The 16,839-nt window shown below is 72.5% G+C and carries 16 protein-coding genes; 12 read left to right on the forward strand and 4 right to left on the reverse strand.

What is annotated here, in order from left to right:
• The first annotated feature begins 20 nt into the window (after positions 1-20).
• The 3 genes from ACVJ1F_RS05870 (at position 21) to lepB (ending at position 2,612) form a co-directional block, all read left to right on the forward strand.
• Positions 21-839, forward strand: a complete 819-nt coding sequence (locus ACVJ1F_RS05870; protein ID WP_456885194.1) for an SDR family oxidoreductase — start codon at positions 21-23, stop codon at positions 837-839.
• Positions 840-967: 128 nt separating this feature from the next.
• Entirely contained in the window at positions 968-1,885 is a 918-nt protein-coding gene (locus tag ACVJ1F_RS05875; RefSeq protein WP_200412292.1) for an oxygenase MpaB family protein, read from the forward strand.
• Positions 1,886-1,970: 85 nt separating this feature from the next.
• Positions 1,971-2,612 (forward strand): signal peptidase I, encoded by a 642-nt coding sequence (gene lepB, locus ACVJ1F_RS05880; protein WP_456885195.1) that lies wholly within the window; start codon positions 1,971-1,973, stop codon positions 2,610-2,612.
• Between the two features lie 93 nt (positions 2,613-2,705).
• Here the strand turns inward: lepB and ACVJ1F_RS05885 are convergent, their stop codons facing one another.
• Together ACVJ1F_RS05885 and ACVJ1F_RS05890 are read right to left on the reverse strand one after the other, a co-directional pair.
• A complete protein-coding gene (locus ACVJ1F_RS05885) occupies positions 2,706-4,400 on the reverse strand; it encodes a long-chain-fatty-acid--CoA ligase (protein ID WP_456885197.1) in 1,695 nt (564 codons plus the stop codon).
• Between the two features lie 86 nt (positions 4,401-4,486).
• Positions 4,487-5,044, reverse strand: coding sequence for a TIGR03086 family metal-binding protein (locus ACVJ1F_RS05890; RefSeq protein ID WP_056048524.1), 558 nt, complete (start codon positions 5,042-5,044; stop codon positions 4,487-4,489).
• Between the two features lie 111 nt (positions 5,045-5,155).
• On the opposite strand from ACVJ1F_RS05890, the gene ACVJ1F_RS05895 reads away from it, so the two are divergent.
• Both ACVJ1F_RS05895 and yidC read left to right on the forward strand, forming a co-directional pair.
• Positions 5,156-5,452: a DUF6412 domain-containing protein gene (locus tag ACVJ1F_RS05895; RefSeq protein ID WP_052505164.1), complete on the forward strand. Its 297-nt coding sequence runs from the start codon at positions 5,156-5,158 to the stop codon at positions 5,450-5,452.
• 78 nt (positions 5,453-5,530) lie between these two features.
• Positions 5,531-6,274 (forward strand): membrane protein insertase YidC, encoded by a 744-nt coding sequence (gene yidC / locus ACVJ1F_RS05900; RefSeq protein WP_456885199.1) that lies wholly within the window; start codon positions 5,531-5,533, stop codon positions 6,272-6,274.
• Positions 6,275-6,328: 54 nt separating this feature from the next.
• Here yidC and ACVJ1F_RS05905 read toward each other — a convergent pair whose 3' ends face one another.
• Together ACVJ1F_RS05905 and ACVJ1F_RS05910 are read right to left on the reverse strand one after the other, a co-directional pair.
• Positions 6,329-6,880, reverse strand: a complete 552-nt coding sequence (locus tag ACVJ1F_RS05905) for a YceI family protein (protein WP_054144994.1) — start codon at positions 6,878-6,880, stop codon at positions 6,329-6,331.
• 172 nt (positions 6,881-7,052) lie between these two features.
• The gene (locus ACVJ1F_RS05910) at positions 7,053-8,057 is read right to left on the reverse strand and encodes an aldo/keto reductase family protein (protein WP_056048517.1); all 1,005 of its coding nucleotides are present in this window, start codon (positions 8,055-8,057) and stop codon (positions 7,053-7,055) included.
• A 182-nt stretch (positions 8,058-8,239) separates the two neighbouring features.
• On the opposite strand from ACVJ1F_RS05910, the gene ACVJ1F_RS05915 reads away from it, so the two are divergent.
• From ACVJ1F_RS05915 to ACVJ1F_RS05945, 7 genes are all read left to right on the forward strand, one after another.
• Positions 8,240-9,679: a glycosyltransferase gene (locus ACVJ1F_RS05915; RefSeq protein WP_456885202.1), complete on the forward strand. Its 1,440-nt coding sequence runs from the start codon at positions 8,240-8,242 to the stop codon at positions 9,677-9,679.
• Positions 9,680-9,764: 85 nt separating this feature from the next.
• The gene (locus ACVJ1F_RS05920) at positions 9,765-10,376 is read left to right on the forward strand and encodes a GtrA family protein (RefSeq protein ID WP_456885203.1); all 612 of its coding nucleotides are present in this window, start codon (positions 9,765-9,767) and stop codon (positions 10,374-10,376) included.
• 15 nt (positions 10,377-10,391) lie between these two features.
• The gene (locus ACVJ1F_RS05925; protein WP_233568480.1) at positions 10,392-11,882 is read left to right on the forward strand and encodes a glycosyltransferase; all 1,491 of its coding nucleotides are present in this window, start codon (positions 10,392-10,394) and stop codon (positions 11,880-11,882) included.
• Positions 11,879-13,885, forward strand: coding sequence for an ArnT family glycosyltransferase (locus tag ACVJ1F_RS05930; protein WP_456885206.1), 2,007 nt, complete (start codon positions 11,879-11,881; stop codon positions 13,883-13,885). Before ACVJ1F_RS05925 ends, ACVJ1F_RS05930 begins: the two co-directional genes overlap by 4 nt.
• 98 nt (positions 13,886-13,983) lie before the next feature.
• Positions 13,984-14,850, forward strand: a complete 867-nt coding sequence (locus ACVJ1F_RS05935; protein ID WP_056048509.1) for a DUF4397 domain-containing protein — start codon at positions 13,984-13,986, stop codon at positions 14,848-14,850.
• Between the two features lie 132 nt (positions 14,851-14,982).
• Positions 14,983-16,152 (forward strand): glycosyl hydrolase family 8, encoded by a 1,170-nt coding sequence (locus ACVJ1F_RS05940; RefSeq protein ID WP_456885207.1) that lies wholly within the window; start codon positions 14,983-14,985, stop codon positions 16,150-16,152.
• Positions 16,149-16,829, forward strand: coding sequence for a class F sortase (locus ACVJ1F_RS05945; protein WP_456885209.1), 681 nt, complete (start codon positions 16,149-16,151; stop codon positions 16,827-16,829). Before ACVJ1F_RS05940 ends, ACVJ1F_RS05945 begins: the two co-directional genes overlap by 4 nt.
• The last annotated feature ends 10 nt before the right edge of the window (positions 16,830-16,839 follow it).

Here is a 16,839-nt window from a genome sequence, read left to right on the forward strand (position 1 = left end):
GAAGAGAGGAACGACACATCGTGAGCAAGGTCTGGTTCATCACCGGTGCATCCAAGGGCTTCGGCCGCGAGTGGGCCGAGGCGGCCCTCGAACGCGGCGACAAGGTCGCGGGCACCGCACGGAAGATCGACGACGTCACGCCCCTCGTGGACGCGTACGGCGACTCCTTCCTGCCCCTCCAACTCGACGTCGACGACCGTGCGGCCGACGTCGCCGCGGTGCAGAAGGCCGCAGAGCACTTCGGACGACTGGACGTCGTCGTGAACAACGCCGGCTTCGGCCACTTCGGCATGATCGAGGAGATCACCGAGGACGAGGCCCGTGCCCAGCTCGAGACGAACCTGTTCGGCGCCCTCTGGGTGTCACAGGCGGCGCTCCCGATCATGCGCGAGCAGGGCTCGGGTCACATCGTCCAGGTGTCGAGCATCGGCGGCATCAGCGCCTTCCCGACGGTCGGCATCTACCACGCCTCGAAATGGGGGCTCGAGGGCTTCAGCCAGTCGCTGGCCCAGGAGGTCGCGGGCTTCGGCATCAAGGTGACCCTCGTCGAGCCCGGCGGCTACTCGACCGACTGGTCGGGCCCTTCCGCCTCGCGCAGCGACGAACTCGAGGCCTACGCCGACGTCCGTGAGGCCGCGTCGAAGCGTCCCTCGGCCGCCGACCCCGGCGACCCCACGGCCACCCGTTCGGCGATCCTCACGGTCGTCGACGCCGACGAGCCGCCGCTGCGCGTCTTCTTCGGCAAGGCGCCGCTCGAGATCGCCACGAAGGACTACGAGTCGCGTCTGGCGACCTGGAACGAGTGGCAGCCCGTCTCGATCGAGGCGCACGGGAACTGAGACCCACCCCGAGTCGCACGCCGCGCCTCCTGCCCCTCCCCGGGACGCAGGAGGCGCGGCGTGCGTCCGGCGGGACCGCCGACGGCGTCCGCCGCGAGCGTCCAGCCACCGCGGCGCATGATCGAGGCATGCCCGCACTGACCGAACCCCTCCGCGCCCGCCTGCAGTACACCTTCAACGGGCAGTACACGGGCACGCCCGAGTGGGTCACCGACCTCGAGAAGGGCGACGACGAGGGGTTCTTCCTGCCGGGCTCGGCGGTGTGGGCCGTGCACGGCGCCATGTCGACCATCCCCGCCGGCGTGCGGGCACTGCTCGTCCAGGCGCTGCACCCGGGGGCGCTCGCCGGCGTCCACGACCACTCGCGTTTCCGCGAGGACCCGCTCGGCCGTCTCGCCGGCACCATCCGCTGGATCTACACCGTCTCGTACGGCAGCCGCGAGGCCGCCACCCACGCGTCGAACTGGGTGTCACGCCTGCACACGAAGGTCGTCGGCACGTACGACGACCGGAACGGCGTGACCCACGACTACGCCGCCAACGACCCGGAGCTGCTCAGCTGGGTGCACATGGCCTTCGCCGACTCGTTCCTCGCCGCCTACCTCGAGTGGGGCCACGAGCCGATCCCCGGGGGACCCGACGCCTACGTCCGCGAGTGGGCGACGGCCGGCGAGCTGATGGGCGTGCCGAACCCGCCGCGCAGCGTCGCCGAGATGCAGTCACAGCTGATGGACTTCGACCGCCGGGGCGTGCTCGAGCGCACCGCGCGCACCGACGACGTCGTGAAGTTCATCAAGCGGCCCCCGCTCTTCCCCGCCCTGAAGGTCGGCTATCCCGTGCTCTTCAACGGCGCGGTGGGCACGCTGCAGCCGCGATTCCGCGAGTTGCTCGGGCTGCGCGCGCCGCACGTCGGCCCGATCGGCATCCCGACCCGGGCGCCGGCGCAGGCCATGCTCGCGGGCGTCGGGGGAGTCCTCGGCAAGCGACCCGTCGCCGAGGAGCACGCCCTCGCCCGGCTCGACCGCATCGGGTGGACGGCCGCCTGACGGACGACCCGGGGCAGCGGGACCGTGGCCCACGGCCCCCTGACCGGGGAGGGCGGGCGCGGGCACGCGCTGACAGGATGAGCCGGTGACCGACAGCAGCCCCCTCGCGGACGCGACCGACGAGGGCGAGGGGACCCGCGCCTCCGGGGTCCGCCGGAACCCCACGGGCCGGTGGCTGCTCGAGTTGCTCGCGATCGTCCTGGTGGGGCTGTTGCTGTCGTGGGGCGTGCGGACCTTCCTCGTGCGCAGCTTCTCCATCCCGTCGGGATCGATGGAACGGACGCTGATGATCGGCGACCGGATCATCGTCAACGAGCTGGCACCCGGACTCCTGCCGTTGCACCGCGGCGACATCGTCGTCTTCGAGGACCCGGGCGGGTGGCTCGGCTACGGCGACGACGCCGGTCAGGACCTCGTCAAGCGCGTCATCGGCCTGCCGGGCGACCACGTCAGCTGCTGCGACGCGGACGGCCACGTGCTCGTCAACGGCCGGGCCCTCGACGAGCCGTACCTCACGCTCGCCGACGGCGGACCCCGCGCCTCGGCGACCGACTTCGACGTGACCGTGCCCGAGGGGGCGCTCTGGGTGCTCGGCGACAACCGCGACCGGTCGGCGGACTCGCGCGCACACCAGACCGGGCCCTACGCGGGCTTCGTGCCCGTCGACGACGTGATAGGGCGGGCGTTCGTGGTCAGCTGGCCGGTCGACCGGTGGCAGGGCCTCTGACCACGCCGACCGGACACGCCGACCGGACACGCCGACCGGACCCGCAGACGGGGCCTGCCGACGGGGCCCCGTCGGCAGGCCCCGCCCGGAGGGTCAGCCCGCGGCGATGAGCCGGTCGCGCACCTCGCGCCGCAGCACCTTGCCGATCAGCGACTTGGGCAACTCGTCGAGCCGGACGACCCGCCGCGGCACCTTGTAGGCCGCCAGCTGGCCGCGTGAGGCGTCGCGGATGGCCTCGGCGTCGAACGCGGCACCCGGCTCGAGCACGACGGCCGCCACCACGTCCTCGCCGCCGCCCGACCGGGGCAGGCCGACCACGGCCACCTCGGCCACGCCGGGGGCGTTGCGGACCGCCTCCTCGACCTCGGAGGGGGCGACGTTGAAGCCACCCGTGACGATGAGCTCCTTGATGCGGTCGACGATCGTGACGTACCCGTCGGCGCTCATCGTGACGATGTCGCCGGTGCGGAACCAGCCGCCCTCGAGGAAGGCCTCGGCGGTCTCGTCGGGTCGGTTCCAGTAGCCGCGGAACACCTGCGGGCCCCGCAGCAGCAGTTCTCCGGCGGCCCCGGCGACGACCGGGCGGCTCGGATCGGGGTCGTCGCGGTCGACGACCAGGGCCTCGGTCGACGGGAACGGCACGCCCACGGTGCCGACGCGACGGGTCGGGCCGATCGGGTTGCCGAGGGCGACGGGCGAGGTCTCGGTCAGTCCGAACCCCTCGACCAGCATGCCGCCCGTGACGCCCTCCCAGGCCTGGACGACGGCGGTCGGCAGGTTCATCGCGCCCGAGATCGCGAACCGTGCCGACGACAGGTCGACGCCGCGCTCGCGGGCCGCGTCGGCGAGGCGCTGGTAGATCGGCGGCACGGCCGGCAGGAAGGTCGGCGGGTGCTTCTTCGCGGCCTTGAGTACGAGGTCGACGTCGAACTTGGGGAAGAGGACGAGGCGCGCCCCGATGCTCATCGCGAACGTCAGGCAGAGCGTGAGGCCGTAGGCGTGGAAGAACGGCAGCACGCCGTAGACCGTCTCGTCGCCGTCGACGAGGCCCGGCACCCAGGCGCGACCCTGCGCGGCGTTGCTGCGCAGGTTGCGGTGGGTGAGGATCGCGCCCTTGGGCGAGCCCGTGGTGCCGCTGGTGTACTGCAGCAGGGCGATGTCGTCGACCTCGGGTCGGGGGTGCTTCTTGCGCAGCGGACGGTTCGCGAGCAGCCCCTGCCAGGTGACGTCGCCCTCGGCTCCGTCGGTGAGGGCCGCGCGGCTCTTCTTCGCGGCGGGCACCGGCAGCTTGAGGGCGAGGCGCGTGCCGAGGGGCATGCCCTTCGTCACGTCGACCGAGACCACGGTCGAGAAGCCGATGTCGGCGGGCAGGGAGCGCAGTCGGTCGACCAGCTTGTCCCAGGCGATGGCGATCGTGGCGCCGTGGTCCTCGAAGAGGTGCCGCAGCTCACGGTCGGTGTAGAGCGGGTTGTGCTCGACCACGACCGCGCCCAGGCGCAGCACGGCGTAGAACGCCACCACGTGCTGCGGGCTGTTCGGCAGGATCAGGGCGACCCGGTCGCCGCGACCCACGCCGAGCCTCCTGAGGCCCTCGGCCGCGCGGGCGACCTGGTCGCCCAGGTCGCGGTAGCTCGTCTCGCGGCCGAAGAACTCGAGGGCCGGCTTCTGCCGGTACGTCGACACGGCGTCGTCGATGAGGTCGACGAGGCTGCCCGTCACGGGCTCGATGTCGGCGGGGACGTCGGGGGCGTAGCTGTGCAGCCACGGGCGATCGATCGGGGCGGTCATGCCCCCACCTTGGCAGGGCCGGGTGATGAACCCCCGGGAGGCGCGGGTCGCGTCGCCGAGGACGCCCACCCGGGTGGGCGGACGGCTCAGCGGGCGTCGCGCCCGGTGAGGGCGAGCAGGCGGATGCGCAGCGGCGCGTCGTCGTCGACCGGGACGGGGGACGCGAACAGGCCCGAGGCCTCGAGGGCGTCCTTCTGCGGCGCGAACACGCCCCAGACGGCCTCGACGAGCGCGTCGTCGAGCTCTTCGTCGGTCCCCACGGCGCGGGCGAGGTCCCAGGTGTGGATCGTCACGTCGGCGACCTGCTCGGCGAGGTACTCGTGGACGGGCACGACGTCGGCGCTCAACCGCACCTCGGCGTGGGGGTCGGCCGCGCTCCAGGCGGCGGTGGCGGCACCGGACCACCGGTGCCAGGCCTCGACGAGGTCGTCGCCGAGCGGCTCGATGGAGTTCTCCGCCTCGGAGGGGTCGCCGCCCTCGAGCAGCAGCGGCACCCACTGCTGCTCGCGCGTGACGTGACGCACGAGATCGCGCACCTTCCACTCGGTGTCCGGCGTCGGGGCGTCCCAGTCGGCCACGGCCTCGACGCGACGGGCGAACTCGTCGTGGGCGGTCTTCTGCAGGGTGATCCAGTCGACGGTCATCGGGAGTCCTCTCGGGGCGGGGCGGTGGCTCTCGGCGTCAACCGCGTGGGACGGCACGGTGTTCCCGAGGGCACTGCCCCGATGGTAGGACCGTCGGCTAGGGTCGTCGGCATGACCCTCGGCCTCTCGATGCTGGCGCCCCTCGCGGCGTTCGTCGAGGCCGTGCTCTCGTCCGGCGGAGCGCCGCTGTCCGCGGTCGTGCTCGTCGGCCTGCTCGGTGCGGCCACCGCGGTGGTCGCGCTCGGCGTGGCCCGGGTCGTGCTCACGCTCTGTGGGCTGGCCGGGGCGGTGCCCGAGGTGACGCTCCGTGAAGAAGCCGGCACGCGCCTCCTCGTCTGGCGACGCGACCCCGACGCCCGCGGGCACGTGCGGTCCCGGGCTCCCGGGCGGGCCGTCCCGGCCGCCTGAGCGCACCCGCGCCCGCGTCGACCCGACGCCCCTCGGCGGCCAGAAGACACCCACCGTCTCTCTGACCGAGGAGTCCGCATGGACCTGTCCACCTTCCCCCCGATCGCCGTCGTCCTCGGCGGTCTGCAGTCGCTCGTCACCACCCTCGGCGTGCTCGTCGAACCGGTGGCCGGGTCGTCCGCCGCCGCCCTCGGCGTCGTGCTGCTCACCCTGCTCGTCCGGCTCGTGCTCGTGCCCGTGGGCGTCTCGCAGGTGCGCGCCGAGGTCGCCCGCCGCCGCCTGGCCCCCGCGATCGCCGACCTGAACCGCCGGATCACCGACCCCGCGGCCCGCAGCACGGCGCTGATGGCGCTGTACGCCTCCGAGAAGGCGTCCCCGCTGGCCGGCTGCCTGCCGACCCTCGCGCAGGCACCCGTGCTCACGGCGGTCTACTCGCTGTTCGCGCACTCCGAGATCGCCGGGCACGCCAACGCCCTGCTGACGCACACCCTCGGCGGGGCCGCCCTCGGCGCCAACCTGTTCGCCTCTCTCGCGGTGGGGCTCCCGGCGGTCTGGCCGTACCTGGTGCTGCTCGCGCTGCTCGCCGTCGTGGTCGAGACGAGCCGGCGCGCCACGCTGCGCTTCACCGGCACGGTCACCGTCCCGACGGCCGGGCCGGGGCAGGAGGCGCTCCCGGGCATGGCGGGCCTGGTGCGCTGGCTGCCGTTCGTCAGCGTGTTGTTCGCGGCGTTCGCCCCGCTCGCGGCCGCTCTCTACCTCGTGACGAGCGCGGCCTGGACGCTGGGGGAGCGCGCCGTGCTGCGGCGCGTCCTCGCGGGATGACGCGGAAGGGCCCGCCCTCGCCGAGCGAGAGCGGGCCCTTCGTGGTGCCGGTGCCTACGCGGCGAGCGTGAACTGGATCTCGAGCGTGACGGTGACGTCGTTGCCCAGCGTGAAGCCGCCGGCCTCGAGGGCCGCGTTCCAGGTGACGCCGAACTCGGTGCGGTCGATCTTGGTGGTCGCCGAGAAGCCGAGCTTGGTCTGGCCGTAGCCGTCGACGACGAGGCCGCCGAACTCGCTCTTCAGGGTGACGGGCTTGGTGACGCCGCGGAGGGTGAGGTCGCCGTGCACGAGGAACGCGTCGTCGCCCTTCTCCTCGATGCTGGTCGACACGAAGGTCATCTTGGGGTGCTCTTCGGCGAGGAAGAAGTCACCGGTCTGCAGGTGGCCGTCGCGGTCCTTCTGGTTGGTGTTGACCGAGGCCACGTCGATCGAGGCGGTGACCTTCGAGGCGGTGTGGTCCTCGGCCGTGACCAGCGAGGCGTCGAAGGACTCGAACGAGCCCTTGACCTTGCTGATGGCCAGGTGGCGGACGCTGAACGAGACCTCGCTGTGGGTGGGGTCGAGGTTCCAGGTGCCGGCGGGGATCTTCTCTGCGGTGATGGTCATGGTGTTCTCCTGAATCTGTGAGGTCGAGGTCGATGACGTGTCATCGAAGCTGGTACGAGTATATGCAAGCGCATCCAGCGGGACAACATTCCCGGGGTGTCCGGACGATGTCGAGGGGATGTCCTGCGGACCGGCCCGGGTCGGGCCGGACGGGCGTCAGGCCGGACGGGCGTCAGGCCGGGCGGCGCTCGGGGGAGACCGTCTTGCCGGGGTCCTTCTCGGCGAGGTCGCCGAGCGCCTCGTCGATGCGGGCCATGACGTCGGCGGGCACCGTGACGCCCGCCGCCTTGACGTTGTCGGCCACCTGCTCGGGACGCGAGGCCCCGATGATCGCGGAGGCGACGTTGTCGTTCTGCAGCACCCATGCGATGGCCAGCTGGGCCATCGAGAGGCCGAGGTCGGCGGCGATCGGCTCGAGCTTCGCGACGCCGGTGAGCACCTCGTCGGTGAGGAAACGCTTGATCGTGTCCGCGCCTCCCTTGTCGTCCGTCGCGCGGCTGCCCGCGGGCAGCTCGGCTCCGGGCTTGTACTTGCCGGTCAGGACGCCCTGGGCGACGGGCGACCAGACGATCTGGCCGAGGCCGTGCTGCTTGCTCGCCGGCACGACGTCGGACTCGATGACGCGCCAGAGCATCGAGTACTGGGGCTGGTTCGAGATCAGCTGCACGCCGTGCTTCACGGCGAGCTCATGGCCCGCCCGGATCTGCTCGGCGGTCCACTCGCTGACGCCGATGTAGAGCGCCTTGCCGGCGCGGACCACGTCGGCGAACGCCTGCATGGTCTCTTCGAGCGGGGTCTCGTGGTCGTAGCGGTGGGCCTGGTAGAGGTCGACGTAGTCCGTGCCGAGGCGGCGGAGCGACCCGTCGATCGACTCGAGCACGTGCTTGCGGCTGAGGCCGACGTCGTTGTGCCCGCGGGGGCCGGTGGGCCAGTAGACCTTCGTGAAGATCTCGAGTCCCTCGCGACGCTCACCCTTGAGGGCGTCGCCGAGGACCTGCTCTGCCGCGGTGTTCGCGTAGGCGTCGGCGGTGTCGAAGGTCGAGATGCCGGCGTCGAGGGCCGCACGGACGCATTGCGTCGCCACGTCGTTCTCGACCTGGGACGCGTGCGTCAGCCAGTTGCCGTAGGTGATCTCCGAGATCTTGAGTCCGCTGTCGCCGAGGTGTCTGAATTCCATGACCCCACGCTACGCGTCGCAGGGGACGCGACGAAGGCCTGTGCGGTCGACTGAGGAGGCGTACAGTGACGATTCATCAGATCATGTCCCCCGGCTGGGGGACACGATCCGTCGGACGCCGCGGTCCCTGCGGGACCGGGCGTCCGAGGCTCCCGCTGCCCCGACCCGACTGGATCACCACCGTGACCTCCGCACCCGCCTTCGCGGCGCCCGGCCCCGTCCTGACGCCGACGCTGCCCGCGACGCCGACACCGTTCGTGCCGAACCGGGGCGGCCTGCCCTCCGTCCCGGGGGAGGACGTCTCGGCCGCCCTGCCGTGGGCGGACTGGTCGAGCCTGCAGTGGGCCGGGACGGTGCTGCTGGCCGTGCTCGTCGCGCTGGTCCTGACCGTCACCATCGGTCGCATCGTGCGCAGGCTCTACCTCGTCCGCGAGCAGGAGGAGCTCGGCCACGGCGACCTCGACGGCCCGGTGCTGCCCCCGGCGCACGCGTTCACGGCCCTGGTGCCCGCGCACGGGCCGGCCGGCCTGGCCGTGACGCTCGACCTGCTGGCCCGGCAGCGGCACCCCGACGTGCGCGTCCTCGTGGCCGTCGACGCGGACGACGCCCTGACCCTCGACGTCGCCGCCTCCGCCGTCCGGCGTCACCCGGAGCGGGTCCGGATCGTCAGGACCGGCCCGCTCGCCGCGCGGACGCCCGTGGCCGCCTCCTCCCTCGCGGACGAACTCGCCCCCGACGGTGACGGCATCGTCGGCGTCTTCTCCGCGGGCGACCGGCCGCACCCCCGCCTCTTCGCCCTGGTCGACTCGGTCCTGACCCGCACGGGCGCCGACGCGGTCCAGCACGCCAGCCGCCCGGCGCTCGCGGCGACCCCCTGGTGGACGCCCCGGTCGACCGTCGACCGCTGGTGGTGGTCCCGGTCGGTGGTCCGCTCCCACGGTCGCGCGGGCTTCGTGCCGCTGTCGGACAGCACGCTCTTCGTGCGTCACGCGTGGCTTGCCTGGGCGGGAGGCTGGGACGCCTCCCGCGTCGAGGCGGGCCTGGCCCTCGGCGTGCGCATGACGGCGGCCGGTGCCCGGATCGTCATCGCGACCTCGGCCGAGGCGACCACGGTCGAGCGGTCGCCGGGTGGGCTCCGCGACCTGGCCCGTGCCCGGGCGACGTGGATCCGCGGCTGCCTGCAGGTGCTGGGGCAGGGCGACTGGCGTCGGCTCCGGCCGGGCGCGCGGCGCCGCGCCCTCGGCGTCCTCACCGAGCCGCTGGTCGACGCCGCCGTGACGGTCCTCACGGCCACGACGGTCGCCTCGACCGTCCTGGTCGGTGCACCCGTCCTCGTCGTCGCGCTCGCGGCGCTCCCGGTGCTGCCCTGGATGCTCTCGCAGCTCCTGGACGTCGGGGCCACGACGGAGGCGGCTGCGGAACAGGGGCGGCGCGCGACGGGCCGGGAGCGCCTCCTGGTCGTCGTCGGTTCGGTGCCGGACCGGCTGGTCACTCTCTGCGCGGTCGTCACGGCGGTCGCGGCGGAACTCGCGATCGTCCGCCCGCGGGTCGTCGGCCCGTCGACGAGCGCCCCGGTCCTCGCCGGGCGACCCGTCGGGCTCGACGAATCCGCCGTCGGATGACCGGCAGATGTCGCCTGTCTGGCAGTTGGCCCAGATCTGCGTACCCCGACCAAACCGATCCGGCGACGTCCCCCGAACCGGTGTCATGCCCGAACCAGAGTCCCCCGTCCAGGGGGCACGTCCCGACCGTGCCGCCACGACGCACCCGACGCCACCCCTGCGCCTCGTCGCACGGGTGAAGGAACTCGCGACGTTCGGCGCCGTGGGCGGGATCGCCTTCGTCGTCGACGTCGGCGTGTACAACCTGCTGCGCGCCACCCTGCTCGACGACAAGCCCATCGGGGCCAAGGTCGTCTCGGTGATCGTCGCGACGGCCGTCGCCTGGCTCGGCAACCGGTACCTGACCTTCCGGGAAGGACGCAACCAGGCCGTCGTCCGCGAGGCCGTCACCTTCGGCCTCGTCAACGTGGGCGGCCTGTTGATCGCCTCGGCCTGCCTCTTCGTCTCGCACTACCTGCTGGGCTTCACGAGCCAGCTCGCCGACAACGTCGCGGCCAACGGGGTCGGTCTCGTCCTCGGGACCGCCTTCCGCTACCTGGCCTACCGCCACCTCGTCTTCCGCGGCTCGCCCGCGGTCACCACCACGGCCGACACCCCCGACCCGTCGGCCGCGCTCGCCACCGTCATCGGCCCCCGGCCGACCGACGACCCCATCCCGCAGACCACCTCGCAGGCCCACCTGCACCCGACCCCCTGACTGGAGAGTGATCCTGTGTCGACTGACCCGACCCAGATCCCGACATCACATCTCGCAGCGGGCGAACCCGCCCCGTTGCTCACCCCGCAAGCCCCCGCCGACCCGTCGCAGTTCGTCCCGAACCGTGGCTCGACCGGTGCCGCCGACTCGATGATCGGCTTCCAGCTACCCGACTGGTCGCCCCTCGAGTGGATCGGCTACTCGTCGCTGATCGTCGTGACGATCCTGCTGACCGCGGTCGCCGTGTCGACCCTCTGGTGGATGCTGCACGCCTGGCGGTCGAAGGACAACCTCGACGACAGCCAGTTCAGCGAGAACCCCCTCGACGCCGCCCACTCGTTCACCCTGCTCGTGCCCGGCCGGCACGAGGAGGAGGTCATGGGCCAGACCCTCGACCGCCTCGCCCAGCAGGACCACCCCGACTTCGAGATCATCGCGATCGTCGGCCACGACGACCCCGGTACCGAGCGGGTCGCCCGTGAGGCGGCCGCCCGTCACCCCGAGCTGATCCGCGTGGTGGTCGACTCGAGCGTGCCGAAGAACAAGCCCAAGGCGCTGAACCTGGCCCTCCAGTCGTCGCGTGGCGAGATCGTCGGCGTGTTCGACGCCGAGGACGAGGTGCACCCCCGCCTCCTGACGCTCGTCGACTCCCGGTTCACCGAGACCGACGCCGACGTGGTGCAGGGCGGCGTCCAGCTGATGAACTTCCAGAGCAGCTGGTGGAGCCTGCGGAACGTGCTCGAGTACTACTTCTGGTTCCGGTCGCGCCTCCACTTCCACGCCAAGGAGAAGTTCATCCCGCTCGGCGGCAACACCGTCTTCGTGCGCAAGGACTGGCTCGACTGGTCCGAGGGCTGGGACGCCGAGTGCCTCGCCGAGGACTGCGAGCTCGGCGTCCGCCTCTCGAGCGCCGGGGCCAAGGTCGTCGTGGCCTACAGCCCCGAGGTCGTCACCCGCGAGGAGACCCCCGGCACCTTCGTGTCGCTGCTCAAGCAGCGCACCCGCTGGAACCAGGGCTTCATGCAGGTCTACGGCAAGGGCGAGTGGAAGAAGCTGCCCCGCCTGCGCCAGCGCCTCATGGCCCGCTACCTGCTGACCATGCCGTTCATCCAGGCCGCCACCGGTCTGCTCATCCCCGTCTCGATCGTCCTGATCCTGACCACGAAGGTGCCGACCGCCATCGCACTCGTGTCGTTCGTGCCCCTGGCGCCGACGCTCGTGCTGTTGGCCGTCGAGTTCACCGGCCTGCGCGAGTTCGGGCGGGTCTACGGCCAGAAGGTCCGGGCCCGGGACTACTTCCGCCTCGTCTGGGGACTGCTGCCGTACCAGATCTTCCTCGCGCTCGCCGCGGTCCGGGCGGTCTTCCGCCAGCTGCGCGGCCTCAACGCCTGGGAGAAGACCGAGCACACCGGCGCGCACCGCGACGAGGTCGCGACCGAACCGCAGGAGGCGCCCCGCGCCTCCTCGACGGAGCCCGCCCTGGCCATGACCGGAGGTGACCGATGACCAGCACGCTGAACCGCCCCCGCGCGGCCGACACCACGGTGTCGAACGGACCGGGAACACGCGTGGTCCCCACCAAGGACCCGCGGGGCGCCCGGCCCGCGTCGTGGTTGCGTCGACACGGCGCGAGCCTCGCCTGGCTGCTGCCCGTCCTCGCGATCGCCGCGGTCGTCATGGCCTTCAACATGGACGGCTCGCCGCAACGCATCGACGACGAGGGCACCTACGCCGCCCAGGCCTGGGCCATCCAGAACCTCGGCGAGATCACCCACTACACCTACTGGTACGACCACCCGCCGGTCGGTTGGCTGCAGATCTCGGCCTACACGGCCCTGACCGGCGCCTTCTCGCGGTACGACGTCGCCGTGCTCGCCGCTCGCGAGGCGATGCTGTTCTTCACGGTCGTCTCGGTGGCCCTCGTCTGGCTGCTCGCCCGCAAGCTCGGCCTCAGCCGTCCCGCGGCCGCCGTGGCCGGTCTCGTGTTCGCCGTGTCGCCGCTGGCCCTGCAGTTCCACCGCACGGTCTACCTCGACAACGTCGCCACCCCGTGGCTGCTGGCCGCGTTCGTCTTCGCCCTGAGCAAGCGCTACCAGCTCGCCGGCTTCGCGGCGGCGTCCCTCTCGTTCGGCATCGCGGTGCTCTCGAAGGAGACGTACCTGCTGGCGCTGCCCTTCCTGGCCTGGATCATGTGGCGCGGGGCCGACAAGTCGACCCGTCGGTACACGTTGTCGATCGCGGGCAGCCTGCTCGTGCTCGTCGGCCTCGGCTACGTCGCGCTCGCCGCGGTGAAGGGCGAGCTGCTGCCCGGTGCCGGCAGGGTGAGCCTGCTCGAGGGCATCCAGTTCCAGCTCGCGACCCGTGAGGCGAGCGGCTCGGTGTTCGACACCGGCAGCCTCTTCTTCGCGACCGTGTCGCAGTGGTGGCAGCTCGACCAGGTGCTCATCGTGCTCGGCACGCTGGCCTCGGTCGTCGCGGTCTTCGTCAAGAGGCTGCGCCCGCTCGGCGTGATGATGGTGTTCCTGATCGCCTTCATGTTCCGTCCCGGCGGCTACCTGCCGGTGCCCTACGTGATCATGCTGCTGCCGTTCGCGGCGCTCCTCGTCGCGGCCGTCACCGACCACGCGGTCCGGGCGTTCCGTGCCCGTCGGGCCGGCGCGCTCTCGACCGCGGCGTCCCGCACCGGTTCGGTGGCCTGGCTCGCCCTGACCCTCGCGGCCGTCGTGGCGATCGTCCCGCTCTGGGCCGTGCAGTTGCGCGGCTTCCTGGACAGCGACCTCGACGCGCCCATGCGCAACGCCGAGAGCTGGGTCGAGACGAACGTGCCGAAGGACAGCCGCCTGCTGGTCGACGACGCGGTCTGGGTCGACCTGGTCAAGGCCGGCTTCGCCCGCGACAACGTGATCTGGTTCTACAAGATCGACACCGACGGTGCCGTCCAGGCGCAGTCGCCGAACGGCTGGCGCGACTCGGACTACCTCTTCGAGACCGAGTCGGTCCGCACCTCGGGGCCGACCTCGCCCGAGATCCGCGAGGCCCTCGCGAACTCGACCGTGATCGCCTCGTTCGGCGACGGCGACCAGCAGGTCAACGTCCGGCAGATCGACAGCCAGGGGGCCGCGCAGGCGCAGACCGAGGCGGACGACGCCGCGTCGGCCCGTTCGCAGGCCGGTGCCGAACTCGCCCAGAACCCGAACCTGCAGATCTCGTCGACCCTGTCGACGGCGCTCTCGGACGGTCGCCTCGACCCGCGCGCGATCATCGTGCTCGGTCAGCTCGCCGCCCTCGGGCCGATCTCGGTCGCCGACCCCGCGGCCCTGCCGGGCGAACAGGACGCCCTGTTCCGGCAGTTCGACGTCACCCCGCAGGGCGGTCAGTCCGTCGACGAGGTGCAGACCACGCTCGAGGGCCTGGGCAGCGTCTACGTCCCCGAGTCGGTCGTCCCCTCGGGTGACGGACTGCGCGTGACCTTCTCGGCCGTCGCACCGACGGGCGTCCTCTCGAACTGATCGCCACGCCGGCGTCCGTCCTCCCACGGGCGCCGGCACCTCCTCACCGCGTCCCACCCGTCCCGGGTGGGACACCCGACCGGAAAGGACCAGCCATCGTGGCTTCCCTCTCACGCACCACCACCGCACCCGCCGCCGTCACCGGCGTCCCGTCCCGACGCCGCCGCCTCGCGACGGTGCTCGCCCTCACCGCCGCCACCGGGGTCGCCCTCGCCGGCGCCCTCGTGGGCACGTCGCCCGCGCACGCCGCCGACGGGGACGGCTGGGTCCGCGTCGGCCACCTCTCGCCCGACACGAAGGCCGTCGACGTCACGCTGACCTCGCTCAAGGGCGGGCAGGTCGTCATGGACCTCGACGACGTCACCTACGGCCAGGTCAGCCCCTACCAGGCGCTGGCCGCGGGCACCTACGTGGTCTCGATGACGGCCGCGGACGCACCCACCAGTGCCAAGCCGGTCATCACGTCGAACATCACGGTCGACAGCGGCCAGCCGATCACCGCCGTCGCCTACGGCCCGAACGACGACCTGAAGACCCAGGTCTTCACGGACGACCTGACGGCCCCGGCCGACGGCCAGGCCAAGGTCCGCCTCGTGCAGGCCGCGAACGTCAGCAAGACCGTGACGGTCGCGACGAGCACGGGCACCACCATCGCCGAGGACGCGCCCTTCGGCAGCGCCAGCGGCTACGCGCAGGTCGCGGCCGGCCCCTGGACCCTCGACCTGACCGGCAAGAAGGTGACCGGCACGAGCGACGTCGACCTCGCGGCCGGCAGCATCAACACGCTGTTCGTGCTCGACAACTCGACCGGCGGTCTGACCGTCGTCCCGGTCGTCGACAGCGCGGCCACGGCGCAGGCGCCCGTCGGTGGCGTCCAGACCGGTGGCGGCTACCTCGCCGAGCACCCGCAGAAGAGCGAGACCAAGGGCCTCTGGGCCACCGTGCTCGGCTGGTTCGGGGCCTGACGCCCGGCACCACCCGACAGGACGAGGAGGCGCGGTGAGCGACCCGTCGCACCGCGCCTCCCCGGCCCCGATCGCGTCCAGAGCGTCGACCGGGTCGACCGACCGCAGCACCGAGCAGGAGAAGAGAACGACATGACGAAGAAGACGAAGGCGCTGCTCGCAGCGGCCGTCGTGGTGGCCCTCGCCATCACCGCCGGCATCGCCTCCCTCGTCGTCGGAGGGGCCGGCGGCCCGTCGACGGACCAGGCGGGCGCGGACGCGACCGGCACCCCCGGGACGGGTACGGCCACTCCTCAGGCCCGAACGGCCGCCGAGATCGGCAAGGACTTCCTCGACGGGTACGTCGACGACGACGGCCGCGTCGTGCGTCGCGACCAGGGCGACGACACCGTCAGCGAAGGGCAGGCCTACGGGATGCTCGTCGCCGTCGGAGTGGGCGACGAGGACCGTTTCGACGCGATCTGGGACTGGACGAAGAGCAACCTGGTGCGCCCGGACGGCCTGCTGGCCTGGCAGTGGAAGGACGGCGAGGTCGTCGACGACATGCCGGCCAGCGACGCCGACGTCGACGCGGCGCGGGCCCTCGTGCTCGCCGGCTCGACCTTCGACCGCTCCGACCTCACGACCGAGGGCGTCGACCTCGGCACCGACGTGCTCGACGAGATGACGGTCTCGACGGACGTCGGCCGCATCCTGCTGCCCGGACCGTGGGCGATGGGCTCCGGCCCGTGGTCGTACAACCCCTCGTACGCGTCGCCCGCGACCTTCGCGCAGCTCGGCGAGGCCAGCGGCGACCCCCGATGGGCCGAGCTCGAGACCGGCTCGCGAGCCGTGACCACGAACATCCTCGCCTCGACGGCCCTCCCGAGCGACTGGGCCCAGGTGCAGCAGGACGGCACGACGGTCCCGCTGCCGAGCGCCGACGGGTCGTCGGGCACCGTGCAGTACAGCTACGACGCCGGTCGGCTCGCCCTGCGCTACGCCGAGTCGTGCCAGCCCGAGGACGTGGCACTGGCCTCGAAGATGGCCGGCGTGCTGCAGCGCTACGACGAACTGCCCATGCAACTCGACCTCGGCGGGCAGTCGGTCGGTTCGGACCAGAGCCCCCTCGCCTACGCCGCCCGTGCCGCCGCCGAGGCCAGCGACGGCCAGCACGAGCGGGCGACGGCCGACCTGCGGACCGCCGACTCGCTGTCACAGTCGACGCCGACCTACTACGGCAGCGCCTGGGCGGCGCTCGCCGCCCTGCAACTCGAGGGTTCGAGCCTCGGCGCCTGCACCCCCCTGGTGGTGAACGGATGAGCCTCTCGACGTTCGTCGCCGGTCACCGCGCGGCGGTCCTCGCCGCGGTCGCCGCCGTCGTCCTCGTGGCCGGTGGCGTGACGGTGGCCGCCGTCGCCGCCCGGACCGACGCGGACGCACCCGGCTCCGTCGCCACGGCCCCCGCCACCACCGGTGCGACGCCGGATGCGGCGAGCGGAGCGGCCGGTGCCTTCCAGGACCCGGCGGCCCCGTCGTACACCTCGCCCCCGGCCGACGCGACGCCGGTCCGCCTGCAGATCCCCTCGATCGGGGTCGACTCCGGCCTCGAAGACCTCGGCCTCGGCGCCCAGGGCGAGCTCGACCCTCCGAAGGAGTGGCTGTCGGCCGGGTGGTACCAGGACGGCGTCGTCCCCGGCGCGGTCGGACCGGCCGTGATCGCCGGACACGTCGACTCGGGTGACGCCCCCGCGGTGTTCGTCGCCCTCGCGAAGCTCGTGCCCGGCGACGAGGTGCAGGTGACGCTGTCGTCCGGCTCGGTCGAGACCTTCCGCGTCACGGGCAGCGAGCGCACCCCGAAGGCGACGTTCCCGACGAGCGACGTCTACGGGGCCAGTCCGACCCCCGGCCTCCGGCTGATCACCTGCGACGGCACCTTCGACCGGTCGACCGGGCACTACGTCGACAACCTCATCGTGTTCGCGGACCTCGTGACCTGACGCCCGAACG

The organism is Frigoribacterium sp. 2355, from assembly GCF_054060695.1.